Genomic DNA, 26839 nt, shown 5'->3' with positions numbered 1-26839 from the left:
GATCCGTTGACTTTCAGGCCCGAGCCAACGCCAACAATTTTTGGCGCCAAGCTGCTTTAGCCGGCAATGCCAGAAAAAACTCGTTGCGCAAAGATTCCCGCGCCGGATAGCTGAACGGCACACCACTCAACTCGACAACCTCGCCACCCGCGCCTTCCAGAACACCCTGCGCCGCCGCCGTGTCCCATTGCGAAGTCGGTGCGAGTCGCGGATAACAATCCGCCGCGCCTTCCGCCAGCAGACAAAATTTCAGCGAACTACCAATATTGGCCAGTTGCAGCTCACCGAGGCTGTCACTCAACCCGGCCAGCAAGCGCTCCTGCTCGGGGCTCGAATGTCGGCGGCTGGCGACCACGGTGAAAGCCTCACCGGCTGGCGGCAGTTCGCGAACATGGATCGGCAGCGGCTCGTCACCTTTATCGCCTCGCCATGCGCCCAGCCCGGCACCCCCGACGTAGTAGCGTCCGTTGGTCGGCATCGACACCACGCCAAACACCACGCGGCCCTGCTCGATCAAAGCAATATTGACGGTAAATTCTTCGCTGCCGGCGATGAACTCCTTGGTGCCGTCCAGAGGATCGACCAGCCACCAGCGCTGCCACCCGGCGCGCACGCTCTGAGGAATGTTGGCGTCTTCTTCGGACAACACCGGAATACTCGGGTCCAGTGCGGTCAGCCCGGCCAGGATCAAATGATGAGCCGCCAGATCAGCGGCGGTCACCGGGGAGTCATCCGCCTTAGCGGTCACCGCCGTGCCGGTACGCCAAAACGGCAGGATCGCGTCGCCAGCCTTCAACGCCAGCTCGATCACCGGCGCCATCAACGGATTAGGGAAATTCATGGCAGGAACACCCCGCGCTGAGTCAATAAGTCACGGGCCAGGTACAACGCCGCCAAGGCGCGGCCTTCGGTGAACCTCGGGTTCTGCGCCAGCGCCGACAACTCTCGCAAATTGACCTTGTCCACGCCCATCGGCTCAGGCTCGTCACCTTCAAGACGTTCTTCATAGAGATCGGTGGCCAGTACCACCTGGATTTTCTGACTCATGTAACCGGGCGACAGCGACAACTCGGTCAAATGCTCCAACTGTCGCGCGCCATACCCGGCTTCTTCCTTGAGCTCGCGCTCCGCCGCAGCCAGCACGTCTTCGCCCGGCTCGATCAAGCCTTTGGGCAGTGACATTTCGTACTCATCGGTGCCGCCGCAATATTCCTCAACCAGCACCGCGTGATCCGAATCGAGCATCGCCACGATCATCACCGCGCCATACCCGGCGCCCTTGCCCACCAGGCGCTCATAGGTGCGCTCTACGCCATTGGAAAAGCGCAATTTCAGCTCTTCGACGCAGAACAAACGGCTGGTGGCGACGATTTCGCGGGCGAGTATGGTGGGTTTCTGGCGCATGAAGAGCTCCTGGACGTGAACGCGTTACTATACCCGGCCTATCCTCATTGTTGACCCCGGATATTTTTTTACCGCTGGAGAAGTTTTTTATGTCACTGCTGCCATGGCGCGACATCGACACTGTTCTGCTGGACATGGACGGCACGCTGCTGGACCTGCACTTCGACAACCATTTCTGGCTGGAACATTTGCCCCAGCGTTATGCCGAGTTGCACGGGGTGAGCCGGGCCATGGCCGAAATGGAACTGCAGCCGCTGTTTGAGCGCAACGCGGGTCAGTTGCAGTGGTATTGCCTGGATTTCTGGAGCGCCGAATTGAAGTTGCCGGTGCGTGAATTGAAACTGGAAACCGCGCACCTGATCGCGTTGCGCCCGGATGCGGACACGTTTCTGGAGGCGATCAAACAGGCTGGCAAACGTGTGGTGATGATCACCAATGCGCACCGTGATTCACTGTCATTGAAGCTGGAAAGAATTGAACTGGCGCCTTACTTCGAACGGTTGATCAGCTCCCACGATTACGGTTTCCCCAAGGAGAATCCGCAGTTCTGGCAAGCATTGCAGGCGGATATCGGTTTCGATCCGGCACGCAGCCTGTTTATCGATGACACGTTGCCAATATTGCGCAGTGCGCGGGATTTTGGCGTGGTGCATCTACTGGCCGTGCGCGAGCCGGACAGCCGCAAGGGGCCGAAGGACACTGCTGAATTTGCGGCGGTGGTCGATTATCGCGAGCTCATTGCAGGGCTTTGATCCCCTGTAGGAGCTGCCGCAGGCTGCGATCTTTTGATCTTGATCTTCGGTAGGTCCAAAGCCATCAGATCAAAAGATCGCAGCCTGCGGCAGCTCCTACGGCCTCACATTATTCGGGAATCCGCAACGACTGCCCCGGATAAATCTTGTTCACATCCTTGAGCATCGGCTTGTTGGCCTCGAAGATCTTTTGATACTTGTTGGCATCGCCATACACGCGCAATGAGATCGCACTGAGAGTGTCGCCTTTTTCGACAACGACGAATTTCGCCGCCACGACCACGGGGCCCGTTACGGTGATCTGGTCTTCAACACCACTCACGCCAGCCACGTTCCCCAGCGAGAGCAGGATCTTTTCTTTCTCTTCCTGGGTCGCGGCCTCGCCACTGGCGATGACTTTATCGCCCTCGACCTTCACCTGAATCTTCGAAGTATCGATGCCCGTCAGCGCATCCTTCACATGCTTGGTCAGCGCCTCGCTGTTAGCTTCGGCCTTGTCCGGCGTCAGCGCATCAAGGATTTTTTCACCGGCTTCTTTGAGAAAACTGAAAAGGCTCATCGTGTGCTCTCCATGGAATAAAGGTTGTCCAGACACGAAAGCCTAGACCAAGGTTGCAACACACGGTTCCCACCCGACCAATGACGCCGCTGACTCCCAGGCGCTAGAATCCTGACCTGACCGCGCCCTGGAGCGAAGATGGACATCAAGCAGCTGAAATTCCTCATCGCCCTCGACGAAACCCGGCACTTCGGCCAGGCCGCCGCGCGCTGTCACATCACGCAACCGACCCTGTCCATGCGCCTGCGCAGCCTTGAGGAAGAACTCGAGTTGCCGTTGGTCAACCGGGGGCAGCGTTTCGAGAGTTTCACCGCGCCCGGCGAGCGAGTGTTGGCCTGGGCCCGCACGGTGCTGGCGGCCTATGACGGTTTGCAGGCTGAAGCCGCTGCCTGTCGCGGTAACCTGGTCGGCACGTTGCGGCTGGGCGTGGTGCCATTGTCGAGCTTCGATCCAGTGCCGCTGATGCAACGCCTGCACCGTGAACACCCAAACTTGCGTTTCGAACTCTCGGCGCTGAGCTCCGAGCAGATTCTCGAACAGCTGGCAAACAATCGCCTGGACCTTGGCGTGTCGTACCTGGAGCGGCTGGACGCCGAACGCTTCGATTCCCTGGCCTTCAGCGAAACGCTGATGGGCCTGCTTTACGATCAGCGCTTCTTCACGTTCAGTGAGGCGCCGCTGAGCTGGGAGTCGTTGATTGAACTGCCATTGGGCATGCTCACCAGCGGCATGCATTTCCGCCAGTCCATCGACCATAACTTCCACAGCCGCGGCCTCACGCCCCAGCCGCTGTTGCAGACCGATGCCGTGCATCAATTGTTACAGGCGGTGCACGGCGGTTTGTGTTGCGCCGTGATGCCACTGGACGGCGGACTCGAAAACCTCACCGACCATTTGCGTCTGCAACCAATCGAAAACGCCCAGACCCTCGGTCGACTGGGGCTGATCATGCGTCGCAGCGCGCCTCGATCGGCGCTGGCGGAAGCCTGTTTCGCGATCTATCAACAATCAACGGCAAAGTCTTGATCGACGCCATCTATCGGCAGATCAGTATTAGCGATTAGACGCGACAACTTGACGCGCATAGGCTTAAAGCTGACCAAACCGTCGGTGATGCCTCATGAACGCCAAGCGCCCTGTCAGCGCGGCGCCAGCCCTCGAAACGCCCGCGCCCACCGCCAGCCAGACGTACAGCTACAGCAACCTCCAGTACTCCGAATCGGACAGCACCGCGCTGGCCGAGGAAGTCGCGCTGGCGATTGCCTATAACGGCATCAGTCAGGCTGTCATGCTGATAACGCCGACGGACCTGGAAGACTTCATCGTCGGGTTCAGCCTCGGGAGCGGCATCATCGAAGACGCCTCCGAGATTTATGACCTGCAACTCAGCGGGTCCGGGTCGGCGCAGTACGCGCAAGTGACCATCGCCAACCGCGCCTTCTGGAACCTCAAACAGCAGCGTCGGCAACTGGCCGGCACCAGCGGTTGCGGGCTCTGTGGCGTGGAAGCGGTCGAGCAGGCGTTGCCGGACCTCAAAGTGTTGCCCGGTGCGCCGTTGCCACCCGCCGAATGGCTCGACGGTTTACGCCACCGCATCAGCGCTTTCCAGCCACTGGGCCAGCATAGCGGCGCGGTGCATGCGGCGGTGTTCATGAATGGTCAGGGTGAGTTGTTGCTGGGCCGTGAAGACATTGGCCGGCACAACGCGCTCGACAAGCTGATCGGCGGGCTGATCCGGCAAAAAATCCCGACCTCCGGCGGCCTGGCCATCGTTACCAGCCGATGCAGCCTCGAATTGATCCAGAAAGTGCTGCGCGCGGGCATCCAGACCCTCGTCAGCCTTTCATCCCCCACGGGCCTTGCCGTGCAATGGGCCCGCCGTCACAACCTGAACCTTATCCATCTGCCTCAGAAGAATGCGCCGCGGGTCTATAGCCCAGCGTTGGAGAATCAAGCGTGAGTCAACACCGTCAAGCCGACCAGAAACCCGTCCCCCGCTACAAGCCTTACAAAGGCCCGGCCGGTGGCTGGGGCGCCCTGATCAGCGTCGCCCAGGCCTGGTTGACCAGCGACAATGCGCTGAAAAACCTGCGCATCATGCTCAAGACCAACCAGAACGGCGGCTTCGACTGCCCCGGTTGTGCGTGGGGCGATTCGCCGGAAAAGGGCATGGTGATGTTCTGCGAGAACGGCGCCAAAGCGGTGAACTGGGAAGCGACCAAACGGGCTGTCAACCCGGCATTCTTCGCCAAACACAGCGTCACCTCGTTGCTGGAACAGAGCGACTACTGGCTGGAATACCAGGGCCGTCTGACCGAGCCGATGAGCTATAACGCCGAAACCGATCGCTACCAACCTATCAGCTGGGATGACGCCTTCGCTCTGATCGCCCGGCATCTTCGCGGTTTGTCGAGCCCGGATCAGGCTGAGTTCTACACTTCGGGGCGTGCCAGCAACGAGGCGGCTTTCCTCTATCAATTGTTCGTGCGCGCCTATGGCACCAACAATTTCCCCGACTGTTCGAACATGTGCCACGAGGCCAGCGGTGTCGCGTTGGCGCAGAGCGTTGGCGTCGGTAAAGGCACCGTGACCTTCGGCGACTTCGAACACGCCGATGCGATATTCGTCTGGGGCCAGAACCCGGGCACCAATCACCCACGGATGCTCGAACCGCTGCGTGAAGCGGTGAAACGCGGCGCTCAGGTGGTGTGCGTCAACCCGTTGAAAGAGCGCGGCCTCGAACGCTTCCAGCATCCGCAACACCCGATCGAAATGCTCACCAACGGCGACAAACCGACCAACACCGCGTACTTCCGCCCTGCCTTGGGCGGCGACATGGCGGTACTGCGCGGCATGGCAAAATTCCTGCTGCAATGGGAGCGCGATGCGCAGAAGTCCGGTGAGCCCGCCGTGTTCGATCACGATTTCCTCAATGAGCACAGCGTCAACGTCCTGGAATACCTCGGCGCCGTCGATGACACCCCGTGGGAACAGATCGTCGAGCAGTCCGGCCTGACCCTGCTGGAAATCGAGCAAGCGGCGCGCATGTACGCCAAAGGCAAGAACGTGATCATGTGCTGGGCGATGGGCATCACCCAGCATCGCCACTCGGTGCCGACCATCCAGGAAATCGCCAACCTGATGCTGCTGCGCGGCAACATCGGCCGGCCGGGCGCCGGTCTGTGCCCGGTGCGGGGTCACAGCAACGTGCAGGGCGACCGCACGATGGGCATCAACGAGCGTCCACCGGTGGCGTTCCTCGATTCCCTGGAGCGGCGCTTCCAGTTCAAGGTGCCACGCGAAAACGGCCACAACGTGGTCGAGGCGATTCATGCCATGGCCGACGGCCGTGCAAAAGTCTTCATCGGCCTCGGTGGCAACTTCGCCCAAGCGACGCCGGACAGTTCGCGCACCTTCCAGGCGCTGAGCAACTGCGACCTGACCGTGCAGATCAGCACCAAGCTCAACCGCAGCCATTTGGCCCACGGTAAGGACGCGCTGATCCTGCCGTGCCTGGGCCGTACCGACATCGACCTCCAGACCGAGGGCGCGCAAGCGGTGACCGTGGAAGATTCGTTCAGCATGGTCCACGCCTCCAACGGCCAGTTGCAGCCGCTGTCGAACCAGATGCGCTCGGAGCCTGCGATTATTGCCGGCATCGCCGCCGCGACCCTGGGCAGCAAACCGGTGGACTGGCATTGGCTGGTGGCGGATTACGCGCGCATCCGCGACCTGATCGCCGACACCATCCCGGGGTTCAAGGACTTCAACGAGAAGATCAAGAACCCGGGTGGTTTCTACCTCGGCAACAGCGCCGGCGCTCGCCGCTGGAACACACCGTCGGGGCGCGCCAATTTCCGTGCGAATATCTTGCCGAAAGATTTGGTGCATGAGCGCACACGCGCCACCGGCGTGTTGCCGGACCTGATCATGCAATCGATGCGCTCCCACGATCAGTACAACACCACCATTTACGGGCTGGATGACCGTTATCGCGGGGTAAAGGGGCAGCGCGATGTGTTGTTCGTGAACGAGGCGGACATCATTCGACTGGGGTTCAAACCGGGGCAGAAGGCGGATATCGTTTCAATCTGGGACGACGGCCGCGAGCGTCGGGTGAAGGGCTTCACGCTGTTGGCGTTTGATATCCCTGCGGGGCAAGCGGCGGCTTACTATCCGGAAGTGAATCCGTTGGTGCCGCTGGAAAGCACCGGGGATGGCAGCCATACGCCAACGTCAAAGTTTGTGGCTATCCGGCTGGAAGCGGCGAGTGACTCAGGGCTCATCATGGCTAAGTCGGCTTAAATCTTTGCCTGCTCTGGCCTCATCGCGGGCAAGCCCGCTCCCACAGGATTCGTGTTTTGAACACGTCATCTGTGATCGACAGAAAACCCTGTGGGAGCGGGCTTGCCCGCGAAGAGGTCGGGTCAGGCGCCATCAATCCCGGCAGGATTCAAACTTTCCAATCGCCCACAAAAAAGGCCGTTTTTTCACAAAAACGGCCTGTCCGAAGTAGCTAAAGACCGGCGAAAAACAGTTAAGTTCCGCCCAAAAAACAGTAACTTATAGAATTGTGTACAAGTCGTGTTACTCGTCGGATTTCGATTGTCACCGGCACGACACAGCCTCAGGATCGCGCCGTCATCCCCTTGAGGTTCCTCTATGAAGTTCTCCTCGATTCTCTTGTTGTCCCTTGGCCTGGTCAGTGGCTTCGCTTCTGCCGGAGGCACCACCGAAGCAGGTGTGGGCGGCGCATTGGGCGGGGTTTTGGGCTCGGTCGTCGGTCAATCGTTAGGCGGCAACACAGGTTCAACCATTGGTGCAGCCCTGGGCGGCGCCGGTGGTAGCGCAGTCGGCGCAGACAAACGCAGCCGTGGCGAAGCAGCCATTGGCGGTGCGTTGGGCGCAGCAGGCGGTAACGTGGTCGGCCGCAGCATGGGCGGCACCACCGGCAGCCTGATCGGCTCCGCAGCAGGCGGCGGCGCCGGTGGTGCGCTGGGTAACTATATGGGTAACAAGAGCGATGACGACGACAATGATCGTGGTCGTGGCGACCGCCGTCATTACCGGGATGGTCACCATGACCGTGGCCACCATTACGGCCACCGCAAACACAAACACAAATACAAACATCGCTACCGCGACTGAGGCTTGAATCGCCTCGTTACCGATAGATAGAAAATCGCAGCCAAAAGGCTGCGATTTTTTTTGCCGGTCAAACCACCAGACGCTCCAACGCCCCCCGTAAACCGGCAGGAATCGACACCGGCTGATTAGAGGCACGATCCACAAACACATGCACGAAACGCCCCGCCGCGCAGGCATCATCTTCACCGGCCTTGAATACCGCCAGTTCGTACTGCACCGAGCTGTTGCCGAGCTTGCCCACGCGCAGGCCGATTTCAATGCGGTCCGGGAAAGCGATGGAAGCAAAGTAATCGCACGCCGAACTCACCACAAACCCCACCACGTCACCCTCATGGATATCCAGACCGCCGACTTCGATCAGGTAGGTGTTCACTGCCGTGTCGAAGAAGCTGTAATAGGTGACGTTATTGACGTGACCGTAGGCGTCGTTGTCGTGCCAGCGCGTAGTGATGGGCTGGAAGTGTGGGTAGTCGGTGCGTTGAGGCATCAGCGTCGATTCCTGAAGTTGGATGACCAGTCTAAGGTTTAAACCGCGTTATCGTTCTTCGCGAGCAGGCTCGCTCCCACAGTTGATCTTCACAGAGCCCGAGATCCCTTGTGGGAGCGAGCCTGCTCGCGAAGGCGTCATCACAGACGCACATAATTCACCTGTCAGTAAACCCCTTGCCCACCGCAGCCAACTCGCCTATCAACCGAGCAGGTTGCCAGTGATCACCCTGCCTGGTTTCCAGCGCCAACAACCGCTGATGAATATCCGCCAACCCTTGCTGGTCCGCCCAGGCCATCGGCCCGCCCTTGTCCGCCGGAAAGCCATAGCCATTGAGGTACACCAGATCGATGTCGTGCGCCGATTCGGCAATGCCTTCCTGGAGGATTTTCGCGCCTTCGTTGACCAGTGCCAGCAAGCAACGCTCCAGAATCTCCTCAGCCCCGATATCGCGACGCTGGAAGCCCAGCCCTTCGCTGACCTGCAAAACCAGCGCATCAACATCCGCATCGTGCTCAGCCTGACGACTGCCCGCTTCGTAGTGGTAATAACCGTTGCCGCTCTTCTGCCCAAAACGACCCAGCTCGCACAGGCGGTTATCAACCTGTACTTCCGGAGCATCCTGCCCTTTGCCCGCCAGATCCCGGGCGCGCCACTCCAGATCGATGCCGACGACGTCGTACATGCGAAAAGGCCCCATGGCGAAACCAAAACCTTGCAACGCCGCATCGACCTGATGTGGATAAGCACCTTCGAGCAGCATCTTGCGGGCTTCGAGCACATATGGATGCAGCATGCGATTGCCGATAAAACCGTGGCAGTTACCCGACACCACACTGACTTTGCCCATGCGCTTGCCCAATGCCAGTGCTGCATCGAGCACCGCCGGCGCAGTCTGTGCGCCGCGAACGATTTCCAGCAGTTTCATGATGTGCGCCGGGCTGAAAAAATGCAGGCCCAGGACTTGCTGCGGGCGGCGCGTGACGGCGGCAATTGCGTCGATATCCAGCGCCGAGGTGTTGCTGGCCAGAATGGCTTCGGGCTTGAGCAGGTCATCCAGCTCGCGGAAAATTTTCTGCTTCAGTTCCAGGTTTTCGTAAACCGCTTCAATCACAAGATCGACAGCGTGAATCGCCGCGTAATCCGCAGCCGCCGTGACCCGTGCTATGCGCGCATCAGCTTCATCCTGATCAATCCGGCCCTGACGCACATTGTGCGCGTATGTCTCAGCCACCGAGGCCAGCGCCTGCGCAAGCATCTGCGGATTGTTATCGACCCACTGCACCGGCACCCCGGCATTGGCCAGGCACATGACAATGCCACGACCCATGGTGCCCGCGCCGATCACGGCAGCGCGCTGAATGTTGAACGGTGTCTGGCTCATAGTTGTTCTCTTGTTGGCGATCCAAAGACAACCCCCACCATAATCAGCCACCGCGCATTTTTGAAATTTATTCCTGTGATGGGGGACATTCAGCGCATGGATGCGCCGGACCCCCCCCCGACAAACCAACGTAGGAGCTGCCGAAGGCTGCGATCTTTTGATCTTCGGCGGCGCAGATCAAAAGATCGCAGCCTTCGGCAGCTCCTACGGGTTAGAGGTGTAACTGGGACCAGGCTCGGACTTCGCCATACGGATACTCCTCCAGCGCCGCAAACCCCGGAATCGATCGGGCCTTGAGCTTGGTAAACAGCGGCACGCTGATCCCGCACAAAAACTGGGTCACCCGCTCAGCGGAGGGAACACCGCCCGTGTGCAGTTGATGCTTGTGGATAAAATCAGCGCACAGCGCTGCAAAATTCTTATCCACAAGCGCTGGCAACTCCGGTGGCTCGGGGAGGCGCGCCACATTCCCGTGACACACCGAACAATGCCCGCACTGCTGCGGCGCGTTTTCATCGCCGAAATACGCGGCAAGGCGCTGTCCGAGGCAATGGTCGGTGGCGAACAAATCCAGCATGGCGTGAATTCGCGCGACCTCGGTGCGTTCGTGGCGGGCGAAACAATCGTGCAGTTCGGCACTCAGCGCCTGACTGTCGAAGTCCGTCTTCAGCAGGCTGTAGACCTCGGTCATTTGCTTGCTTTCCAGTTCGATCCAGCCTTTCTCCTGGAAATAATCCAGCGCCTTGACCACCCGATTGCGCTCGGCTTGATGCTGTTCGTACAGCGCGTCGAAATTCACCGTGGCCCAGGTCCGCGCTCGCGGGGAGGTCCGAATGATCGCGGCAACAAAATCTTTACGCTCGCCCTCGAATCGGGCCAGCAAATCTTCCGGTTCCTGCAAATACTTGAAGCGGTACTCAGCGTAATAGGCGTAACGCGGCGCGATGATCCCGCGCAGCTCCAACTGCACCAGCAAAGTCTTGAGCGGCAATTGGCGGATGTTGCTCTGGTCCGTCAGCGGCCCTAACAGAAGTTCCCACTGGCCCTCGGGCGCGGCGGCGCGCAATTCGTCGAGCACGTAGAGGATGCCTTCCAGCTCCGGTGTGTCGCCGTAGACGAAGTTCTCCAGTACATTGAGGCTGTCGCGGTTAGCCAACACCAGGCAGTCCGACGGTAGCCCGTCACGCCCTGCGCGGCCGATTTCCTGGCTGTAGTTTTCGATGGATTTGGGCAGGTCGAAATGCACCACGTTGCGAATGTCGCTCTTGTCGATGCCCATGCCGAAGGCAATGGTGGCGACGATGCAATTGGACTGCCCGCCCATGAACCGCTTCTGGATGCCTTCGCGTTTTTCGTGTGGCAAGCCGGCGTGATAAGCCTCGGCCTGGATGCCATTGCGCTCCAGGTGCTCGGCAATGTGTTCGGCGGTTTTTTGCAGGGTGACGTAAACGATGGCCGGTTGGTCCGGACGCTGTTTCATCCATTCGACAAGACGTCGGCGTTTATCCTGCCCGCGCACCGGTTCCACCAGCAAATTGAGATTCGGCCGGTAGAAACCGGTGGTGATCACGTCTTCGGCAGCGATGGCGAACTTCGCCTCCATGTCGGCGATCACTTTCGGCGTCGCGGTGGCGGTCAGCAGTAGTGCCTGAGGAATGTTGAACTGACGCTGATAGTCGGGGAGTTTCAGGTAGTCGGGGCGGAAGTTGTGGCCCCACTCCGAGATGCAATGTGCCTCGTCGACCACCAGCAATGAGATGGGCACCTGCTGCAAGAAATTGCGGAAACGCTCGTTCTTCAGACGCTCAACCGAAACCATCAAAATCTTCAATTCGCCGGACCTGGCGCGGGCCATCACCTCATTTGCGTCATCGCGACTCTGCGCCGAATCGATACTGCCCGCCGCAATGCCGTGTCGTTGTAGAAACGCCAATTGATCCTGCATCAACGCCAGCAATGGCGAGACCACCAGCGTCAGGTGCGGCAGCAACACCGCCGACAACTGGTAACACAGGGATTTGCCCGAACCCGTGGGAAAAATCGCCGCTGCCGAGCGTCCAGCCAGCACCGCGCTGATCGCCGCCTCCTGGCCGGGCCGAAACTGTGGATAACCAAAAACCTGTTCCAGGGTGTGGTGCATAAGCTGTCACTCCGTTGACCGCTGCGAAGCCCAAAGCCTAGCCGGTGATCGCAGCGAGTCGAGAAAAGGTCGGGGGCAAAAACGATACGGGATGATACAGCGGATGGCGGGGGGTAGTTTGCAGGGCTTGAGGAATGAGCGGCTTTTCAGATTGCTATCGCGAGCAAGCTCGCTCCCACTTTCAAGTTTCAGGAACTCAGAATCTGTGTACGACCTAAAAACCCTGTGGGAGCGAGCTTGCTCGCGATGACGCCAGCCCAATCACCACAATAATCTTGAAATCACTCAGGGCACCAACACCGCCACCCGCAGCTGCTCATTCAGCGCCAGCTCATGAAACACCCGGCTCTTGCTCGCCCACTCCGCATGAGCCGGGCTGATTTCACCGGTGAACGCCGCCGCCAACTGACGCAAATCAACAACGCTTCGTACACGCGGGCAGAATGGTTCGCCGTCGCAGTTCTGGCTGGCATTGCGGTAGGTGGTCAGCAACCGATCCCACAAGCCGTCACGCACCTGTCGCACAGACTTAAGCGTGACCACCTGCACGCCCAGACGCTGTTTCAGCCCCTGCTCGTCAAGCATTTCGCTGGCCAGCAGCGCCTTGCCGAACATCAGCACCTCGGCGCGAGCAGCGGTGTCCATGTTCGCCTGAGTCGTAAGAGCGTTCGGCCAACCGGTGCGGTCCAGGCTGGCCCGCACCATCGAGTTACCCGCGTCAGCCGCGCCAGTCAAACGACAAGCGCCCATCCATAACAACAAAACCGAGGCCAAACGTAGCCAGTGCATGCCTAATTCCCTTTAAGTGCTTACCCAGGCATTTTCGAAACGCCCTACAGATTCTGGCGCGCACCATACAGAGGTTTGCTACGGCGCGTCTGAGAAACCAGTGGGAAATTTCACCTATAGGGGTTTAGGTGTGAAAAACCCCGGTAAACACGTAGGGCCATTCCCCAAAACCCAGTAAAAACCCCTACGAAAACTGTCGGTTTCGGCCGTCTTGCCGCAGAACGTCACTGCCTTCATAGTTTTCGCCGCGGCTGGGACAGTACGTCGGCCTGCCCGACTTTCAAAAGGACTGACTCAGATGCAAGACCGCTATCGCCCACTTAAAAGCAGCTACAGCGACACCCCGGTTCTGGTCATCGACACTGAGGCCGACCCCCACGAAATCCTCGACGCCGCCCGCCAACGCATCCGCGCCGCCAGCGACCTGCTCGAAACCTTGTATTGCCTATGTTTCAAACAAGCAGACGCGAGCGACATCCCAAACCTCATCAGCGCCCTTTACCTGCTGACCCAGGACGGCCAAGAACTCCTCGAAATCGCCCGACAACGCCTGCCGAAAATCCCTACAAGCGAATGAACACCACAACCCCTTGTGGGAGCGAGCCTGCTCGCGAAGAACGATAACGCGGTGAACCTGACTACCGCATTTCGACTGGAGATAAATCCGTAGGCAACGCCCTTCCCAAGCTTCATCCCGGTCCTACAACAGAAGACTCTTCGTTGCCTATCGCTAACCGGTGATTCATATCTATAGTCGGGCTGTCGCTGCCAATCAGCGACCGGGCTTGGTCACCCGAATAGAGAGGACTCACTTTCCCGTTAAGCAGAGGTGTTCTTCAGTGACCACATTAAATCCGTTTCCAAGCCGCTACCGCCCACTCAAAACCAACCTGACCGATACCCCAGCCCTGATCATCGACACAGAAGCCAACCCGCAAGACATCCTCGAAGCCGCCCTCCAGCGTGTCCGAGCCTCCAGCGAACTGCTCCGAACCCTGCACTGCCAATCCTTCGAGCAAGGCGATCTCGAAGACATCCCCCACATCACCCACGCGCTCTACCTCTTGGCCCAAGACGTCTGCGACCTGCTCACAGTTGCCCAACAACGCATGATGGGCTGGAAAGCCCGCGCCTGCGGAGCGCGGGTGATCTACTACCATTTCGTCTCGGCATCGCAGATCGCCTTGTTGATGATCTACCCTAAAAATGAACAACAAGACCTGACCGCCGAAGAACGCAAAGCGTTAAAAGCCGTCATCGAACACTGGAGATAACCATGAGCAGGTTTTTTGATGAGCTGATGGAAAGCGTGCAACAGATGGACGAGATCGTACGGGGCGAGCGTCGACCTTCCCGCGAATTTCATGTTGATGCGTTGCAAGTCAAAGAAATCCGTAAAGCCACCGGCTTGACTCAGGCTAAGTTCGCAGCGTTGATCGACGTCCAACTCGGCACTCTGCGCAACTGGGAGCAAGGACGTCGCGAACCGACAGGGCCAGCCAAAGCCCTGCTGAAAGCCATTCATAATGATCCTGTCCATGTGTTGAATGCGTTAGCCGGTTGAACATGCCGTTCGATTCTACCTTCGTCGTCCATTGCCGATGGTTTTCGCTCTAGACCTGCCGCAAAATCGGGCCCAGAACGCCCCATCGGCAAGCCCTTACTGACGATGCACCATGAACCTCGCCCCCAATTTCCCCGACGACCACACCATGCAGCTGCTTATGCAGTTGCTGCACGAGGAGCTCGGCCTGCCCGAACGCAAAACCATCAGCCTCACTACCTCGATCAACTTCGATTGGGGCTGCGACGGCGCTGAAGCGCGGCACCTGGTGGAAGCACTGGAAGAACAGTTCGGGGTCGACTTCGGGGACTACGATGCCTATCGCTACTTTCAGCCGGAAGGGTTTGATGCGCTTCTCAAGCGAAGGGCAAAGGGGCGTGGCGACAAAATCCTACTCACCATCGGCATGCTATACCAAGCGGTGAAGTCGCAACGCTGGGATACCCAAACGCTTGAAAGCCTATAGCAGATTTTATAAGTGGCATTATTCTGGCTATTTACTGCGAATTTAGTTGGAATAATGGCAGTTCAAATAACACGCAGACGCTGTGAAGGTCTCTAACGTGCGCAGCAAACACCTATAAGGACATAGCGTGGACGTACTGATGGGTTTACTCGCCGCCCTGCTCTGGGGCGGCACAGATTTTCTGGTGGGTTTGAATGCCCGCGCCGTAGGCGTCAAACGCGCCGTGTATTTTGGCCAGGCGCTAGGGTTCAGCATCATGAGCCTGTTGCTGGTCGCCTTCCCCGCGTTCATCCTCAAATCGATGTCGGCACCACCCAGTGTCTGGTTGATCGGCGTGGTCGCCGCCGTGCTGACTGTGTCTGGTGCGCTCGCGCTGTCCAAGGCGTTCGCCCTTGGCAAAGCGTCCATCGTCGCACCCGTGGTGACCTCTTATGGGGTGGTGACGACGTTGCTGTCCTGGGCCGGCGGTGAACAGATCAGCTTGATCCAGCTGCTGTGCATAGGGCTGTGCGTGATCGGGGTAATCCTTTCCAGCATCCACAAAGACTCGGAATTGCCCCACACCACACAAGCCGGCAGCTCGATTACCTACGCGCTACTGGCCGCGGTTTTCTACGGCACCAGTTTCTGGCTACAAGGGCAGTTCGTGCTTCCGGCCCTCGGACCGGTGACGATGCTATGGCTCGCGTATCTCATCGGGCTGATCGTGCTGGTGGTCATCGTTCTGAGGATCGAGGACGGACTTAAAATTCCGCCGTTGAAAAACTGCATGACGTTGACGGGAGCGAGCCTGATGAACCTGGGCGGGTTCTCTTCATTCGCCTGGGGCGCGGTGGCCGGGTCGGTCTCTGTTGTGACGGTGATCAGCACCCTGTCGGGCGGAATCGCGGCGATTCTGGGCTATGTATTACTCAAGGAAAGACTGGCGAAGATACAGGTGTTGGGCGTGGTTCTGGTGTTGGTCGCAGCGTTCGTCCTGCACCTGAAAACCTGAACCCGTCGCACACAAAAAAGCCGCCCCGAAGGGCGGCTTTTTCATCACATCAAACCAAACTTACAACTTCGGCCCAGCAGCCTTGATCGCGTCGCTCACTTCGAACTTCTTGAAGTTCTCAACAAACAACCCAGCCAGTGCTTTAGCCGCTTCATCGTAAGCAGCCTTGTCAGCCCAGGTGTTACGTGGGTTCAACAGGCCGGTGTCAACGCCCGGTACGGCCAGTGGCACGTCGAGGTTGATGGTGCCGAGGTGTTCAGTTTCAGCACCGATCAGCGCGCCGCTCTGGATCGCTGCGATGACGCCGCGAGTGGTCGGGATGTTGAAGCGTTTGCCGACGCCGTAGCCGCCGCCGGTCCAGCCGGTGTTGACCAGGTAGACCTTGGAGCCGAAGCCGCGGATGCGCTTGATCAGCAGTTCTGCGTATTCACCGGCCGGGCGCGGGAAGAACGGTGCGCCGAAGCAGGTGGAGAAGGTCGACTTGATGCCGCTGCCGGAACCCATTTCGGTCGAGCCCACCAGTGCGGTGTAGCCGGACAGGAAGTGGTAGGCCGCTTGTTCTTCGCTGAGGATCGACACTGGCGGCAGCACGCCGGTCAGGTCGCAGGTCAGGAAGATCACCGCGTTTGGCTCGCCACCGAGATTTTTCTCGGAACGCTTGGCAACGTGCTCCAGCGGGTAGGCGGCGCGGCTGTTCTGGGTCAGGCTGACATCGGCGTAGTCGGCGTGCTTGGCGTCGTCGATGACAACGTTTTCCAGGACTGCGCCGTGCTTGATGGCTTTCCAGATGACCGGCTCGTTCTTCTCGGACAGGTCGATGCACTTGGCATAGCAACCGCCTTCGATGTTGAAAACAACGCCTTCGCCCCAGCCGTGTTCGTCGTCACCGATCAGGTAACGGCTTTCGTCGGCGGACAGGGTGGTCTTGCCGGTGCCGGACAGACCGAAGAACAGGGTCACATCGCCCTCTTCGCCGATGTTGGCAGCGCAGTGCATTGGCAGCACATCGGCAGCCGGCAGCAGGAAGTTCTGCACCGAGAACATGGCTTTTTTCATTTCACCGGCGTAACGCATGCCGGCGATCAGCACTTTCTTCTGTGCGAAGTTGAGGATCACGCAGCCATCGGAGTTGGTGCCGTCACGCTCTGGAACACATTCGAAGTTGGCAACGTTGAGCACCTGCCACTCGTCACGGCCAGCCGGGTTGTACTGCGCCGGGTTGATGAACAGGCAACGACCGAACAGATTCTGCCAGGCCGTCTGGGTGGTCATCTTGACAGCCAGGTAGTGATCTTCCGACGCACCTACATGCACGTGGGAAACGAAATGCTCTTGCGCGTTGTTGAACGCCTCGACGCGGTCCCACAGGGCATCGAACTTGTCGGCCGGGAACTTGCGGTTGATCGGGCCCCAGGCAATAGCCGCCTGCGTGGACGGCTCTTCAACGATGAAGCGATCGACTGGCGAGCGACCGGTACGGTGACCGGTGCGAACAACCAGCGCGCCGGTATCGGCAAGCTCGCCTTCACCGCGATTCAGAGCTTCTTTTACCAGATCATCAACACTCAGATCGGTGTACACGGCGTTATTGGCTTGCGTCATGAGATTCCCCGTCGGCCAGTGGCCGAGTGTGCTCCAAACGTTTTGTAGTAGAAAGTCGTGCACTACTACCGCGACAAAAAGTGGGCCGGATTATGCCAGAAACGCCCAAAAAAAGTAGGGCCCTCCCGTCGTAACGGCGTTATTCCGGCACTATCCAGTGAATTTACCTGCGCTGAACCGTTTTAGTGCCGGGTATCTGACGGTGTGTCGACGCCCGCTCCGGCGAATAATTGGGCGATATCGGCAGCGTCGAACAGGTAACGTTCATTGCAGAACTGACAGTCGATCTCGATGTTGCCGCCATGTTCGACGACCAGGTCCTGCGCATCTTCCAGACCCAAACTGACCAGCGCATTGGCAGAACGTTCGCGCGAGCAACTGCAACGGAAGCGTAGCTTCTGCACATCGAACAGCCGGACCTGCTCTTCGTGGTAGAGGCGATGCAACACGGTTTCGTTGTCCAGGCTGAGCAATTCATCGGCGGTCAGGGTGCTGCCCAGCGCAGTGATGTGCTGCCAGCTGGCGGCGCGTTCTTCCTCGTCTTTCAGACGGTCGGCCGGCAACTGCTGCAGCAACAGGCCGCGAGAACGACGGCCATCGGCGTACAGCCAGAACCGCGTGCCGACTTGTTGCGACATGACGAAATAGTTGGTGAAGCACTCCGACAGGGTTTCGCCGTCGAGGTCGACAATGCCTTGATAACGCTGGCCAACGGTCGGATCGACCGTCAGCGCCAACACTCCGTTCGGCATCAGATCGGCAAGGGTTGCGTCGGGAGCAATCTGGTCGGCCTCGTACCGGGCCAGCCCGCGGATTTCACGTTCGCTCGAGCATTCGATCATCAGCAACGGGATCGGGCCTTCGGATCGCGCCTGAAGAATCAGCAAACCATCGAACTTCAACGTGCCGACCAGCAACGACGCCGCTGCCATCAGCTCACCGAGCAACTGCGCGACCGGCTCGGGATAAGTGTGCTTGGCGAGGACTTCGGCGTAGCTGCGCTCCAACGAAACCAGCTCGCCGCGGGTGTCGCTGTCATCAAAGATGAAGCGTTGGGTGTAGTCGGTATCCGGTAGCTCGGTCATAGGTCTGGGTATCTGAAGTAAATGACAAAATAATAAAAACGAAAATTACGCCCCTGCGGCACCCTTTTGGTGTGCCCCGTTCAGCCATGGTGGGCATTTTATGAACAATCGGGGTTTGTTCCAAGCAAGGGATGAGTGTGGTGGGCAACATTCCGGTTCGCTGACGCAGTCATCATAAAAGATCGCAGCCTTCGGCAGCTCCTACGGGGTGCGCGTGCCTCTGTAGGAGCTGCCGAAGGCTGCGATCTCTTGCCCTACTCGTCGTTACTGCTGCCACGAAACTTGAACAAGTCCCGCCGCTGCTTCTTGCTCGGTTTGCCGTCGGTGCTCATGCCCAACGCGCCGGCCTTGCGCATGGCCGCGGCCGCTTCGCGCTTGGCGATGCTGGCGTCGGTTTCGGCATACAACGTCTGCGCTTCCGGCGCGCCACGGCGCACGATAGAAAGCGCCTGTACCACCACCGTGCGTTCTTCGAACCCCATGCGAATCTGGAACTCGTCGCCGATCCGCGGTTCCTTGCCCGGTTTGCAGCGTTCGCCCCGGCAATGCACCTTGCCGCTTTCTATCGCCGCCTTGGCCAAAGCACGTGTTTTATAAAAACGCGCGGCCCACAACCACTTATCGAGACGGACCTTGTCGTCCTCTTCCTGTTTTTGTGCCATATGAATTCCTCTTTCGGCCAATAGTCGGAACTGTACTACCGTTTCTGTCGGGCGCAAGAACGCGGCCCTCCAGATAGACTGTGATTCTGGCCGACTCACCGGCGTGGAGTGATCGAGTGACTATATTTCCGTCTTCATTGACCTCGTCGCAGACCGGCTGCAAGGGCTGTCAGCAAAGCGAGCCGCTGGGTTTCGATTTTTCTTTTGCGTACCAACCGATCGTCGACCTGCGCAATCAGTCGATTTTTGCCCATGAAGCGCTGGTACGCGGTGTGGCCGGAGAGGGCGCGTTGTCGGTGCTCGACCAGGTCACTGACGAGAATCGCTACCGCTTCGACCAGCTTTGCCGGACCCGCGCTATCGAAGGCGCGGCAAAACTAAACATGCAGACACACTTATCCATCAACTTCATGCCCAACGCTGTCTACCGCCCTGAGCTATGTATCCGCAGCACCCTTGAGGCGGCAAAAAAACACAACTTTCCTATTGAACGACTGATTTTTGAAACCCTCGAAAGCGAGCACGTAGATAACTATCGCCATTTGACTAATATTCTGCGTGAATACCGCGAATTCGGCTTCAAGACCGCCATCGATGATTTCGGCGCGGGCTACTCGGGGCTCAATCTGCTGGCTGATTTCCAACCGGATCTGATCAAACTCGACATGGCACTGATCCGCGATGTCGACCGCGACCGTGTTCGTCAGGCTATCGTTCGGGGGATTGTCACAATCTGTGCGGAGTTGGACGTTACAGTCATCGCCGAAGGCATTGAAAGCGCTGGAGAACGGGATTTCCTGGCGGACTGTGGAATTTTTCTGATGCAGGGTTACTGGTTCGCCAAGCCTGAATTCAAAGCGCTGGCTCAGGTATCACCTGACGCCTGGACGCGATAATCGCCGGTTTTTCCTATTGAAGACATTTGACCATTTGACCGTTGTCGGTCTGCGCGAGTGGGTGGCGCTTCCTGGTTTGGGAGTCGCGGGCCTGCGGGCAAAGATCGACACCGGCGCCAGCACCTCCAGCTTGCACGCCACCGACATCGAACCGTTCGAGCGGGACGGTGAACGCTGGGTTCGCTTCACGGCGCACCTGGGAACGGTGGTGCAACTGCGGCACCGACGCTGCGAAGCGCCACTGGTAACGATGAAGACCATTAAAAGCTCCAACGGCCATGCGCAGAAGCGTTACGTGGTCAGCACCACTCTGGCCCTCGGTGATCGGGTCTGGCCGGTCGAGTTCACCCTCGCCTGCCGCAAGTCCATGCGCTATCGCCTGTTACTCGGTTCCAAAGCCCTGATCGACGGCCAATTGGTGGTCAATCCAGGCATCAAATATGTACAAGACAAGCCGGTGTTCCCGGTATCTACCTCTTCCACAGGTGTTGCATGAAGATCGCTGTGCTGTCGCGGAACCCGCGTCTGTATTCCACTCGTCGTCTGGTCGAAGCCGGAACCGAGCGTGGCCATGAAATGGTGGTGATCGACACCCTGCGCGCCTACATGAACATTGCCAGCCACAAGCCGCAGATCCACTACCGCGGCAAGCCGCTGGAAGGTTTCGACGCGGTGATCCCGCGGATCGGTGCGTCGGTGACGTTCTATGGCTGCGCGGTGTTGCGTCAGTTTGAAATGATGGGCGTGTTCCCGCTCAACGAATCGGTGGCGATTGCCCGCTCGCGGGACAAACTGCGCTCGCTGCAATTGCTCTCGCGCCGCGGCATCGGCTTGCCGGTCACCGGCTTTGCGCATTCGCCGGACGACATTCCCGACTTGATCGCCATGGTCAACGGCGCACCGCTGGTGATCAAGGTGCTGGAAGGCACCCAGGGCATCGGTGTGGTGCTGTGTGAAACCGCGACGGCGGCGGAGTCGGTGATCGAGGCGTTCATGGGCCTCAAGCAAAACATTATGGTTCAGGAGTACATCAAGGAAGCCGGCGGTGCGGACATCCGCTGCTTCGTGGTCGGCGACAAGGTGATTGCGGCGATGAAGCGTCAGGCCAAACCCGGGGAGTTTCGCTCCAACCTGCATCGGGGTGGCAGCGCCAGTCTGATCAAGATCACGCCGGAGGAACGCATGACCGCATTGCGCGCGGCGAAGGTGATGGGCTTGGCGGTGGCCGGTGTGGATATCCTGCGTTCCAATCACGGGCCGTTGGTGATGGAAGTGAATTCGTCGCCGGGGCTGGAAGGCATTGAAACCACCACCGGGAAGAATGTGGCCGGGATCATCATTGAGCATCTGGAGAAGAATGGTGGGCCGAATATGACGCGGACCAAAGGCAAGGGCTGATCTGATGCAGGCGGCGGCAGGGATGCCGCCTTCGCGAGCAGGCTCGCTCCCACAAGGTGAACGCATTCCAATGTGGGAGCGAGCCTGCTCGCGAAGGGGCCATCAGCCTTGCGGAGGATGTCAGTCTTTAAACCGCATCCCGAGGCAGCATCAACCCCAACGGCAACCGCACCCGTGCTTCGAGCCCGCCACCCTCCCGGTTGCGCAGCTCAACATTGCCGCCATGCATCGAAGCAATCCGCTTCACAATCGCCAGGCCCAACCCGGTTCCCTTGCCACCGCGAGCACGATCACCCCGGGTAAATGGATTGAAGATTGCTTCCAGCTCCGATGGATCAATCCCCGCCCCACGGTCCATGACGCTCAACACCACGTAAGGTGCATTCACATCCCCGGAGACATGGGCCGCCACTTCAACCCCGCTGCCAGCATGATGCAGCGCGTTGCCGATCAGGTTGTTCAGCAACCGTTTCATTGACACCCGTCGCAACGGAAACGGCTGAATAGGCTCCAGGCGCAGGCGCACTTTCTCTTCATTCTGGTTATACGGCGCGGCGACTTCGCGAACCAGATCGGTCAGGTCAACCTCTTCCACCGACTCGTCGCGGCCATCGCGAATGAACGCCAGGAACTGGTCGAGAATCGCGTCCATATCCTCGATGTCGCGCACCATGTCGTCCGTCAGGTCGCTGTGGTCGCCCATCAATTCCAGGGACAAGCGTAATCGCGTCAGAGGTGTACGCAAGTCATGGGACACCCCGGCCAGCATCAATTCGCGCTCGCGACCGGCCTGTTCGACGTCTTCAGCCATCTGGTTGAAGGCGCGATACACCTCAGTCATTTCGCTGGGTGTGTCGCTGATCGGCAGGCGCACGCTGCGACCCTGGCCGAGTTGCCGTGCGGCGTAGACCAGACGCTTCAAGGGTTGGTTGAGCTGACTGACAAAGATCCACGCCGAGGCCGTGGACAACAGGCCGATGGCGAGGAACCAGCCCAACACGTTCCAGATTTTCTGGCCGCGCAACGGATGCGGGTACAGCGGCACCTTCAGCCAGCCATCGCCCAGGCTTGGTGCCCGGACCCACAACGCCGGTGGCGAATGCATGCGCAGGCGCACTTCCGTGTCGGCTCCGAGTTCGGCCTGCATCTGCCGCTGATAAATCTCGCTGTAAGGCCAGTGTTGCTCGCCTTCGGGCACACCGGTGCCTACCACCCGGATCAAGGTCGCCGCTTCGGCAATCTTGTCGCGATTATTTTCATCCGCGGCCCAATAGGCGCGCAGCGTCAGGGCGACGCCGTGGCTGTATTGGCGATCCACCAGCACGTCTTCGTTCATCAGCAGATAAACCAGGGTCAGCGCCTTGGAAAACAGGACGACGATCAGCACCAGCCACAAGGTGCGGGAGAAAAAACTCTGGGGGAACCACACGGGGGTTTTCATGAATAACCGCTACACACTTGCAGGAGCGAGCGATGCTCGCACATTGCGGATCGCGAGTCTGCGGACAACTACGTCCGCGCGACCCGCTCCTACAAATCGCCGATCACTTGGTGGCGGCGCCATCCGGAACGAACACATAGCCCACGCCCCAGACAGTCTGGATATAACGCGGTTTGGACGGATCAGGTTCGATCATCCGGCGCAGACGGGAGATTTGTACGTCGATGGAACGCTCCAGGGCATCCCATTCGCGACCACGGGCCAGGTTCATCAGCTTGTCGCGAGTCAGCGGTTGACGCGCGTTCATCACCAACGCCTTGAGCACCGCGAACTCGCCTGTGGTGAGCATGTGAACTTCGTCACCGCGTTTCAGTTCGCGAGTCGCCAGCGACAGTTCGTAGTCGCCGAACGTCACGCTTTCGTCTTCGCTGCCCGGCGCGCCCGGCACCGGCGCCAACTGACGACGCAAGACCGCCTTCACGCGAGCCATCAGCTCGTCCGGGTTGAACGGCTTGGCCAGGTAATCATCGGCGCCCAGTTCCAGGCCCTTGATGCGGCTCAGCTCGTCGCCCTTGGCGGTGAGCATGATGATCGGGATCTGATTGTTCGCGCTACGCAGACGGCGGCAGGCGGTCAAACCGTCTTCGCCGGGCAGCATCAGGTCGAGGACGACCAGGTTGAACACTTCACGCGCCAGCAGGCGGTCCATTTGTTCAGTGTTCGGCACGGCGCGAGCGCGGTAGCCCTTGCTGACGAAAAAGCGTTCCAGCAGGCTGCTGAGCCCCGGGTCGTCGTCAACAATAAGAATTTTTTCGCCTTCAGCAATGTTTGCAGTGCTGCTCATTGGATGCTCCTTTGATCTCGGCGCGCATTATGGCGTAGCTGTCGTTATACGCACCGTGTGCATTGTTAGCAGATTTTTCCTTCACCGCCAGGATTCCGGGCATTGTGCCTACAGCCTGCGATGCCCCCGAATGACACAACGCTGGTTATAATGCGCGGCCTTTTGTGTCAGGCAACGTCTGATCGTATCCCTGGTCGCGGCTTTTTATTTTCGACGCCGCGGCAGTAATTGTTCGATTTCACGGGTCAACGGGATGCCTGTTGATCCAGGTAGCGGCGCTGGCCAGGCCGCTCAACCAGACTCGCCGAGCCTTTATCCCTGTGCCCGCGAGCCTGCTTTCACAATTTGTCAGGTGGTTTTATGGACAGCATCAACAGCCGCATCGCCGAGGAACTCGGCGTACGCCCACAACAGGTCGAAGCGGCCGTCGCGCTACTCGATGAAGGCTCTACCGTTCCCTTCATCGCCCGTTACCGGAAAGAAGTGACCGGCAGCCTCGATGACATCCAGTTGCGTCATCTGGAAGAGCGCCTGCGCTACCTGCGAGAACTCGACGAACGGCGCGTCAGCATCCTCGCCAGCATCCAGGAGCAAGGCAAGCTGACCCCGCAACTGGAACGCGACATCAAGCTCGCCGACACCAAGACCCGCCTCGAAGACTTGTACCTGCCGTACAAGCAGAAGCGCCGCACCAAGGGCCAGATCGCCCTGGAAGCCGGCCTCGGCGAGCTGGCCGACAGCCTGTTCAACGACCCGAGCCTGACGCCGGACGCCGAAGCCGCCCGTTTCATCAACGCCGAAAAAGGCGTGGCGGATGTGAAGGCCGCCCTCGAAGGCGCCAAATACATCCTCATGGAGCGCTTCGCCGAAGACGCCGGCCTGTTGGATAAGCTGCGCAGCTACCTGAAACAGGAAGCCACCCTCAGTGCCCGCGTCATCGCCGGCAAGGAAGAGGAAGGCGCCAAGTTCCGCGACTATTTCGAACACGATGAACCCCTCAAAAGCATGCCGTCGCACCGCGCACTGGCGATTTTCCGTGGCCGCAACGAAGGCATCCTCAGCTGCGCACTGAAAGTCGGCGACGAGCTGCCGGGCGCCATGCACCCGTGCGAAGGCATGATCGGCCAGCAATTCGGCATCCAGAACCAGAACCGCGCCGCCGACAAATGGCTGGGCGAAGTGGTGCGCTGGACCTGGAAGGTCAAGCTCTACACCCATCTGGAAACCGACCTGCTCGGCGAGCTGCGCGATGGCGCGGAAGCCGAAGCGATCAACGTGTTCGCGCACAACCTGCACGACTTGCTGCTGTCGGCTCCGGCCGGCCCGCGCGCCACATTGGGCCTCGACCCGGGCCTGCGCACTGGCTGCAAGGTCGCCGTGGTCGACGCCACCGGCAAGCTGCTGGATCACGCTACCGTTTACCCGCACGTGCCGCACAACAAGTGGGACCAGACCCTCGCAGTACTCGCGGCCCTGTGCGCCAAGCATTCGGTGGACCTGATCGCCATCGGCAACGGCACCGCCAGCCGTGAAACCGACAAGCTCGCCGCTGAATTGATCAAAAAATACCCAGCCATGAAGATGACCAAGGTCATGGTCTCCGAGGCTGGCGCATCGGTTTACTCGGCGTCGGAACTGGCCTCGAAAGAATTCCCGGACCTCGACGTGTCGATCCGTGGCGCGGTGTCGATTGCCCGTCGCTTGCAGGATCCGCTGGCCGAGTTGGTGAAAATCGATCCGAAATCCATCGGTGTCGGCCAGTACCAGCACGACGTGTCGCAGCTGAAATTGGCGCGCGGTCTGGACGCGGTGGTCGAGGACTGCGTAAACGCCGTGGGTGTGGACGTGAATACGGCGTCCGTGGCGCTACTGGCCCGTATCTCCGGCCTCAACGCGACTCTGGCGCAGAACATCGTCAGCCACCGTGACGAGCACGGCGCATTCAAAACCCGTGTGGCGTTGAAAAAAGTCGCTCGTCTGGGCGAAAAAACCTTCGAACAGGCCGCCGGTTTCCTGCGCGTCATGAACGGCGATAACCCGCTGGATTCGTCCGCGGTTCACCCGGAAGCCTATCCGCTGGTGCAGCGCATTGCCGCTGAAACTGATCGCGACATCCGTTCGCTGATCGGCGACGCGAGTTTTCTCAAGCGTCTCGATCCGAAGAAGTACACCGACGAAACCTTCGGTCTGCCGACGGTCACTGACATTCTGCAAGAGCTGGAAAAACCTGGCCGCGACCCACGTCCCGAGTTCAAGACTGCCGAGTTCCAGGAAGGCGTCGAAGACCTCAAGGACCTGGAGCTGGGGATGATCCTCGAAGGCGTGGTGACCAACGTGACCAACTTCGGCGCGTTCGTTGACATCGGCGTGCATCAGGACGGTTTGGTGCACATCTCTGCGCTTTCGGAGAAGTTCATCAAAGATCCGCGTGAAGCGGTGAAGGCCGGTGACGTGGTGAAAGTGAAGGTCATGGAAGTCGACATCCCGCGTAAACGCGTGGGCCTGTCGATGCGCATGAGCGACACCCCGGGCGAGAAAATCGACGGTGCCCGTGGCGCGCGTCCGGGTTCGGCACCGCGCCAGTCCCAGAACAACGCACCGCGCAAGGAAACCACGGCGCCAGCCCCGGCCAACAACGCCATGGCTTCGTTGTTCGCCAACGCCAAGCAGTTGAAGAAACGCTGATGGAGCTCCCTGCCGGGGTCACCGAAAGCGCATTTTTCAAGTTGCTGGGCTGTCGTTTGCACAGCCTGAACACCGGGGTGGCGCAAGTCGCCCTGGCGCTTGAGCCAGCGCTGCGCAATCGCGGGGGCAAACTGCACGGCGGGGCGCTGTTCAGTCTGGTGGACATTGCCATGGGGCTGGCGTGTTCCAGCGCCCACGGCTTTGACCAGCAGAGCGTGACCATCGAGTGCAAGATCAACTACATCCGCGCTGTGTCTGACGGCGAAGTGATGTGCACGGCGCGGGTGATTCACCCGGGCCGTCGCACGCTGGTGGTCGAGGCCGACGTGATGCAGGGCGATAAACTCGTCGCAAAAGCACAAGGCACGTTCGCTGTCCTGTAGCTAGCCGTCATCGATTTGAGTTAATTTCGGCGCTACGAAACCTGTGGGAGCGAGCTTGCTCGCGATGACGATGGGTCAGACAACAATGATGTTGCCTGACACGCCCTCATCGCGAGCAAGCTCGCTCCCACAGGGATTGTGGCGACTCGGCTACTG

26 protein-coding genes and 1 pseudogene are annotated in these 26839 nt (G+C 59.4%); 15 read left to right on the top strand and 12 right to left on the bottom strand.

Annotation, left to right across the window (positions count from 1 at the left end):
* Nucleotides 1-13 precede the first annotated feature (13 nt).
* A complete protein-coding gene (gene cysQ, locus F8N62_RS21045; RefSeq protein WP_150712483.1) occupies nt 14-841 on the bottom strand; it encodes a 3'(2'),5'-bisphosphate nucleotidase CysQ in 828 nt (275 codons plus the stop codon).
* Nucleotides 838-1404 carry an ADP compounds hydrolase NudE gene (nudE, locus tag F8N62_RS21040; protein ID WP_150712482.1) on the bottom strand — a complete coding sequence of 189 codons (567 nt, stop codon included), beginning with the start codon at nt 1402-1404 and terminating at the stop codon, nt 838-840. The genes cysQ and nudE overlap by 4 nt, the downstream gene beginning before the upstream one ends.
* Nucleotides 1405-1493: 89 nt before the next feature.
* Here nudE and yrfG point away from each other — a divergent pair, with 89 nt between their 5' ends.
* On the top strand, nt 1494-2156 hold the full coding sequence (yrfG, locus tag F8N62_RS21035; RefSeq protein ID WP_150712481.1) for a GMP/IMP nucleotidase: 663 nt from the start codon (nt 1494-1496) through the stop codon (nt 2154-2156).
* A 109-nt stretch (nt 2157-2265) separates the two neighbouring features.
* Here yrfG and lysM read toward each other — a convergent pair whose 3' ends face one another.
* Nucleotides 2266-2715 (bottom strand): peptidoglycan-binding protein LysM, encoded by a 450-nt coding sequence (gene lysM, locus F8N62_RS21030; RefSeq protein WP_150712480.1) that lies wholly within the window; start codon nt 2713-2715, stop codon nt 2266-2268.
* A 138-nt stretch (nt 2716-2853) separates the two neighbouring features.
* Between lysM and F8N62_RS21025 the strand changes: the two genes are divergently transcribed.
* The 4 genes from F8N62_RS21025 (at nt 2854) to F8N62_RS21010 (ending at nt 7863) form a co-directional block, all read left to right on the top strand.
* Nucleotides 2854-3741 carry a LysR family transcriptional regulator gene (locus F8N62_RS21025; RefSeq protein ID WP_150712479.1) on the top strand — a complete coding sequence of 296 codons (888 nt, stop codon included), beginning with the start codon at nt 2854-2856 and terminating at the stop codon, nt 3739-3741.
* A 94-nt stretch (nt 3742-3835) separates the two neighbouring features.
* Nucleotides 3836-4675 (top strand): formate dehydrogenase accessory sulfurtransferase FdhD, encoded by an 840-nt coding sequence (gene fdhD / locus F8N62_RS21020; RefSeq protein WP_150712478.1) that lies wholly within the window; start codon nt 3836-3838, stop codon nt 4673-4675.
* Nucleotides 4672-7020 carry an FdhF/YdeP family oxidoreductase gene (locus F8N62_RS21015; RefSeq protein ID WP_150712477.1) on the top strand — a complete coding sequence of 783 codons (2349 nt, stop codon included), beginning with the start codon at nt 4672-4674 and terminating at the stop codon, nt 7018-7020. Before fdhD ends, F8N62_RS21015 begins: the two co-directional genes overlap by 4 nt.
* A 357-nt stretch (nt 7021-7377) precedes the next feature.
* The gene (locus F8N62_RS21010; protein WP_150712476.1) at nt 7378-7863 is read left to right on the top strand and encodes a glycine zipper domain-containing protein; all 486 of its coding nucleotides are present in this window, start codon (nt 7378-7380) and stop codon (nt 7861-7863) included.
* A gap of 67 nt (nt 7864-7930) precedes the next feature.
* Here F8N62_RS21010 and F8N62_RS21005 read toward each other — a convergent pair whose 3' ends face one another.
* The 4 genes from F8N62_RS21005 to F8N62_RS20990 form a co-directional block, all read right to left on the bottom strand.
* The gene (locus tag F8N62_RS21005) at nt 7931-8350 is read right to left on the bottom strand and encodes an acyl-CoA thioesterase (RefSeq protein WP_150712475.1); all 420 of its coding nucleotides are present in this window, start codon (nt 8348-8350) and stop codon (nt 7931-7933) included.
* Nucleotides 8351-8507: 157 nt separating this feature from the next.
* Complete coding sequence (locus F8N62_RS21000) at nt 8508-9734, bottom strand: 3-hydroxyacyl-CoA dehydrogenase (protein ID WP_150712474.1); 1227 nt, start codon at nt 9732-9734, stop codon at nt 8508-8510.
* A 211-nt stretch (nt 9735-9945) separates the two neighbouring features.
* Nucleotides 9946-11874 carry an ATP-dependent DNA helicase RecQ gene (locus tag F8N62_RS20995; protein ID WP_150712473.1) on the bottom strand — a complete coding sequence of 643 codons (1929 nt, stop codon included), beginning with the start codon at nt 11872-11874 and terminating at the stop codon, nt 9946-9948.
* A 285-nt stretch (nt 11875-12159) separates the two neighbouring features.
* A complete protein-coding gene (locus F8N62_RS20990; protein ID WP_150712472.1) occupies nt 12160-12663 on the bottom strand; it encodes a polysaccharide deacetylase in 504 nt (167 codons plus the stop codon).
* A 298-nt stretch (nt 12664-12961) separates the two neighbouring features.
* On the opposite strand from F8N62_RS20990, the gene F8N62_RS20985 reads away from it, so the two are divergent.
* From F8N62_RS20985 to F8N62_RS20965, 5 genes and pseudogenes are all read left to right on the top strand, one after another.
* Nucleotides 12962-13240: a hypothetical protein gene (locus tag F8N62_RS20985; protein ID WP_150712471.1), complete on the top strand. Its 279-nt coding sequence runs from the start codon at nt 12962-12964 to the stop codon at nt 13238-13240.
* A 262-nt stretch (nt 13241-13502) separates the two neighbouring features.
* Nucleotides 13503-13796, top strand: a pseudogene (locus tag F8N62_RS20980) (hypothetical protein); the annotation flags it as partial.
* 143 nt (nt 13797-13939) lie between these two features.
* A complete protein-coding gene (locus F8N62_RS20975) occupies nt 13940-14227 on the top strand; it encodes a helix-turn-helix domain-containing protein (RefSeq protein WP_150712470.1) in 288 nt (95 codons plus the stop codon).
* A 112-nt stretch (nt 14228-14339) separates the two neighbouring features.
* A complete protein-coding gene (locus F8N62_RS20970) occupies nt 14340-14693 on the top strand; it encodes a DUF1493 family protein (RefSeq protein WP_150712469.1) in 354 nt (117 codons plus the stop codon).
* A 139-nt stretch (nt 14694-14832) separates the two neighbouring features.
* Entirely contained in the window at nt 14833-15687 is an 855-nt protein-coding gene (locus F8N62_RS20965; protein WP_150712555.1) for a DMT family transporter, read from the top strand.
* 60 nt (nt 15688-15747) lie between these two features.
* Here the strand turns inward: F8N62_RS20965 and F8N62_RS20960 are convergent, their stop codons facing one another.
* The 3 genes from F8N62_RS20960 to F8N62_RS20950 all read right to left on the bottom strand — a co-directional run bounded on the left by F8N62_RS20960 (nt 15748) and on the right by F8N62_RS20950 (nt 19036).
* A complete protein-coding gene (locus tag F8N62_RS20960) occupies nt 15748-17289 on the bottom strand; it encodes a phosphoenolpyruvate carboxykinase (protein ID WP_150712468.1) in 1542 nt (513 codons plus the stop codon).
* Nucleotides 17290-17471: 182 nt separating this feature from the next.
* Nucleotides 17472-18374 carry an Hsp33 family molecular chaperone HslO gene (gene hslO / locus F8N62_RS20955; protein WP_150712467.1) on the bottom strand — a complete coding sequence of 301 codons (903 nt, stop codon included), beginning with the start codon at nt 18372-18374 and terminating at the stop codon, nt 17472-17474.
* Between the two features lie 254 nt (nt 18375-18628).
* Nucleotides 18629-19036, bottom strand: a complete 408-nt coding sequence (locus F8N62_RS20950; RefSeq protein WP_150712466.1) for an RNA-binding S4 domain-containing protein — start codon at nt 19034-19036, stop codon at nt 18629-18631.
* Nucleotides 19037-19152: 116 nt separating this feature from the next.
* Here F8N62_RS20950 and F8N62_RS20945 point away from each other — a divergent pair, with 116 nt between their 5' ends.
* Genes F8N62_RS20945 through rimK form a run of 3 tightly spaced genes read left to right on the top strand, consistent with a single transcriptional unit; the run spans nt 19153 to nt 21330 of the window.
* Nucleotides 19153-19932 (top strand): EAL domain-containing protein, encoded by a 780-nt coding sequence (locus F8N62_RS20945; protein ID WP_150712554.1) that lies wholly within the window; start codon nt 19153-19155, stop codon nt 19930-19932.
* A gap of 34 nt (nt 19933-19966) precedes the next feature.
* Nucleotides 19967-20428 carry an ATP-dependent zinc protease gene (locus F8N62_RS20940; protein WP_191632413.1) on the top strand — a complete coding sequence of 154 codons (462 nt, stop codon included), beginning with the start codon at nt 19967-19969 and terminating at the stop codon, nt 20426-20428.
* Complete coding sequence (gene rimK / locus F8N62_RS20935) at nt 20425-21330, top strand: 30S ribosomal protein S6--L-glutamate ligase (RefSeq protein ID WP_121731683.1); 906 nt, start codon at nt 20425-20427, stop codon at nt 21328-21330. Before F8N62_RS20940 ends, rimK begins: the two co-directional genes overlap by 4 nt.
* Nucleotides 21331-21457: 127 nt before the next feature.
* Here rimK and F8N62_RS20930 read toward each other — a convergent pair whose 3' ends face one another.
* Entirely contained in the window at nt 21458-22771 is a 1314-nt protein-coding gene (locus F8N62_RS20930) for an ATP-binding protein (RefSeq protein WP_150712464.1), read from the bottom strand.
* Between the two features lie 103 nt (nt 22772-22874).
* Nucleotides 22875-23615 carry a two-component system response regulator OmpR gene (ompR, locus tag F8N62_RS20925; protein ID WP_150712463.1) on the bottom strand — a complete coding sequence of 247 codons (741 nt, stop codon included), beginning with the start codon at nt 23613-23615 and terminating at the stop codon, nt 22875-22877.
* Between the two features lie 360 nt (nt 23616-23975).
* Between ompR and F8N62_RS20920 the strand changes: the two genes are divergently transcribed.
* Together F8N62_RS20920 and F8N62_RS20915 are read left to right on the top strand one after the other, a co-directional pair.
* On the top strand, nt 23976-26300 hold the full coding sequence (locus F8N62_RS20920) for a Tex family protein (protein ID WP_150712462.1): 2325 nt from the start codon (nt 23976-23978) through the stop codon (nt 26298-26300).
* Complete coding sequence (locus tag F8N62_RS20915; RefSeq protein ID WP_150712461.1) at nt 26300-26683, top strand: PaaI family thioesterase; 384 nt, start codon at nt 26300-26302, stop codon at nt 26681-26683. Before F8N62_RS20920 ends, F8N62_RS20915 begins: the two co-directional genes overlap by 1 nt.
* Nucleotides 26684-26839: the final 156 nt, after the last annotated feature.

This window comes from Pseudomonas fluorescens, assembly GCF_902497785.1.
Taxonomy (GTDB): Bacteria; Pseudomonadota; Gammaproteobacteria; order Pseudomonadales; family Pseudomonadaceae; genus Aquipseudomonas; species Aquipseudomonas fluorescens_BO.
Note: the sequence above shows the minus strand (reverse complement) of the source record. Positions and strands in the feature narration are given on the sequence as shown.

What these genes read in the sequence shown, in the direction of transcription:
- F8N62_RS20970 (WP_150712469.1), top strand. Translation starts at nt 14,340, where the DNA reads ATGAACCTCGCCCCCAATTTCCCCGACGACCACACCATGCAGCTGCTT.
- ompR (WP_150712463.1), bottom strand. Translation starts at nt 23,615, where the DNA reads ATGAGCAGCACTGCAAACATTGCTGAAGGCGAAAAAATTCTTATTGTT.
- F8N62_RS20990 (WP_150712472.1), bottom strand. Translation starts at nt 12,663, where the DNA reads ATGCACTGGCTACGTTTGGCCTCGGTTTTGTTGTTATGGATGGGCGCT.
- F8N62_RS21000 (WP_150712474.1), bottom strand. Translation starts at nt 9,734, where the DNA reads ATGAGCCAGACACCGTTCAACATTCAGCGCGCTGCCGTGATCGGCGCG.
- F8N62_RS20995 (WP_150712473.1), bottom strand. Translation starts at nt 11,874, where the DNA reads ATGCACCACACCCTGGAACAGGTTTTTGGTTATCCACAGTTTCGGCCC.
- fdhD (WP_150712478.1), top strand. Translation starts at nt 3,836, where the DNA reads ATGAACGCCAAGCGCCCTGTCAGCGCGGCGCCAGCCCTCGAAACGCCC.
- F8N62_RS21005 (WP_150712475.1), bottom strand. Translation starts at nt 8,350, where the DNA reads ATGCCTCAACGCACCGACTACCCACACTTCCAGCCCATCACTACGCGC.
- lysM (WP_150712480.1), bottom strand. Translation starts at nt 2,715, where the DNA reads ATGAGCCTTTTCAGTTTTCTCAAAGAAGCCGGTGAAAAAATCCTTGAT.
- F8N62_RS20915 (WP_150712461.1), top strand. Translation starts at nt 26,300, where the DNA reads ATGGAGCTCCCTGCCGGGGTCACCGAAAGCGCATTTTTCAAGTTGCTG.
- hslO (WP_150712467.1), bottom strand. Translation starts at nt 18,374, where the DNA reads ATGACCGAGCTACCGGATACCGACTACACCCAACGCTTCATCTTTGAT.
- F8N62_RS20960 (WP_150712468.1), bottom strand. Translation starts at nt 17,289, where the DNA reads ATGACGCAAGCCAATAACGCCGTGTACACCGATCTGAGTGTTGATGAT.
- yrfG (WP_150712481.1), top strand. Translation starts at nt 1,494, where the DNA reads ATGTCACTGCTGCCATGGCGCGACATCGACACTGTTCTGCTGGACATG.
- F8N62_RS20965 (WP_150712555.1), top strand. Translation starts at nt 14,833, where the DNA reads ATGGGTTTACTCGCCGCCCTGCTCTGGGGCGGCACAGATTTTCTGGTG.
- cysQ (WP_150712483.1), bottom strand. Translation starts at nt 841, where the DNA reads ATGAATTTCCCTAATCCGTTGATGGCGCCGGTGATCGAGCTGGCGTTG.
- F8N62_RS20950 (WP_150712466.1), bottom strand. Translation starts at nt 19,036, where the DNA reads ATGGCACAAAAACAGGAAGAGGACGACAAGGTCCGTCTCGATAAGTGG.
- F8N62_RS21025 (WP_150712479.1), top strand. Translation starts at nt 2,854, where the DNA reads ATGGACATCAAGCAGCTGAAATTCCTCATCGCCCTCGACGAAACCCGG.
- F8N62_RS21010 (WP_150712476.1), top strand. Translation starts at nt 7,378, where the DNA reads ATGAAGTTCTCCTCGATTCTCTTGTTGTCCCTTGGCCTGGTCAGTGGC.
- rimK (WP_121731683.1), top strand. Translation starts at nt 20,425, where the DNA reads ATGAAGATCGCTGTGCTGTCGCGGAACCCGCGTCTGTATTCCACTCGT.
- F8N62_RS20920 (WP_150712462.1), top strand. Translation starts at nt 23,976, where the DNA reads ATGGACAGCATCAACAGCCGCATCGCCGAGGAACTCGGCGTACGCCCA.
- F8N62_RS20985 (WP_150712471.1), top strand. Translation starts at nt 12,962, where the DNA reads ATGCAAGACCGCTATCGCCCACTTAAAAGCAGCTACAGCGACACCCCG.
- F8N62_RS20930 (WP_150712464.1), bottom strand. Translation starts at nt 22,771, where the DNA reads ATGAAAACCCCCGTGTGGTTCCCCCAGAGTTTTTTCTCCCGCACCTTG.
- F8N62_RS20975 (WP_150712470.1), top strand. Translation starts at nt 13,940, where the DNA reads ATGAGCAGGTTTTTTGATGAGCTGATGGAAAGCGTGCAACAGATGGAC.
- nudE (WP_150712482.1), bottom strand. Translation starts at nt 1,404, where the DNA reads ATGCGCCAGAAACCCACCATACTCGCCCGCGAAATCGTCGCCACCAGC.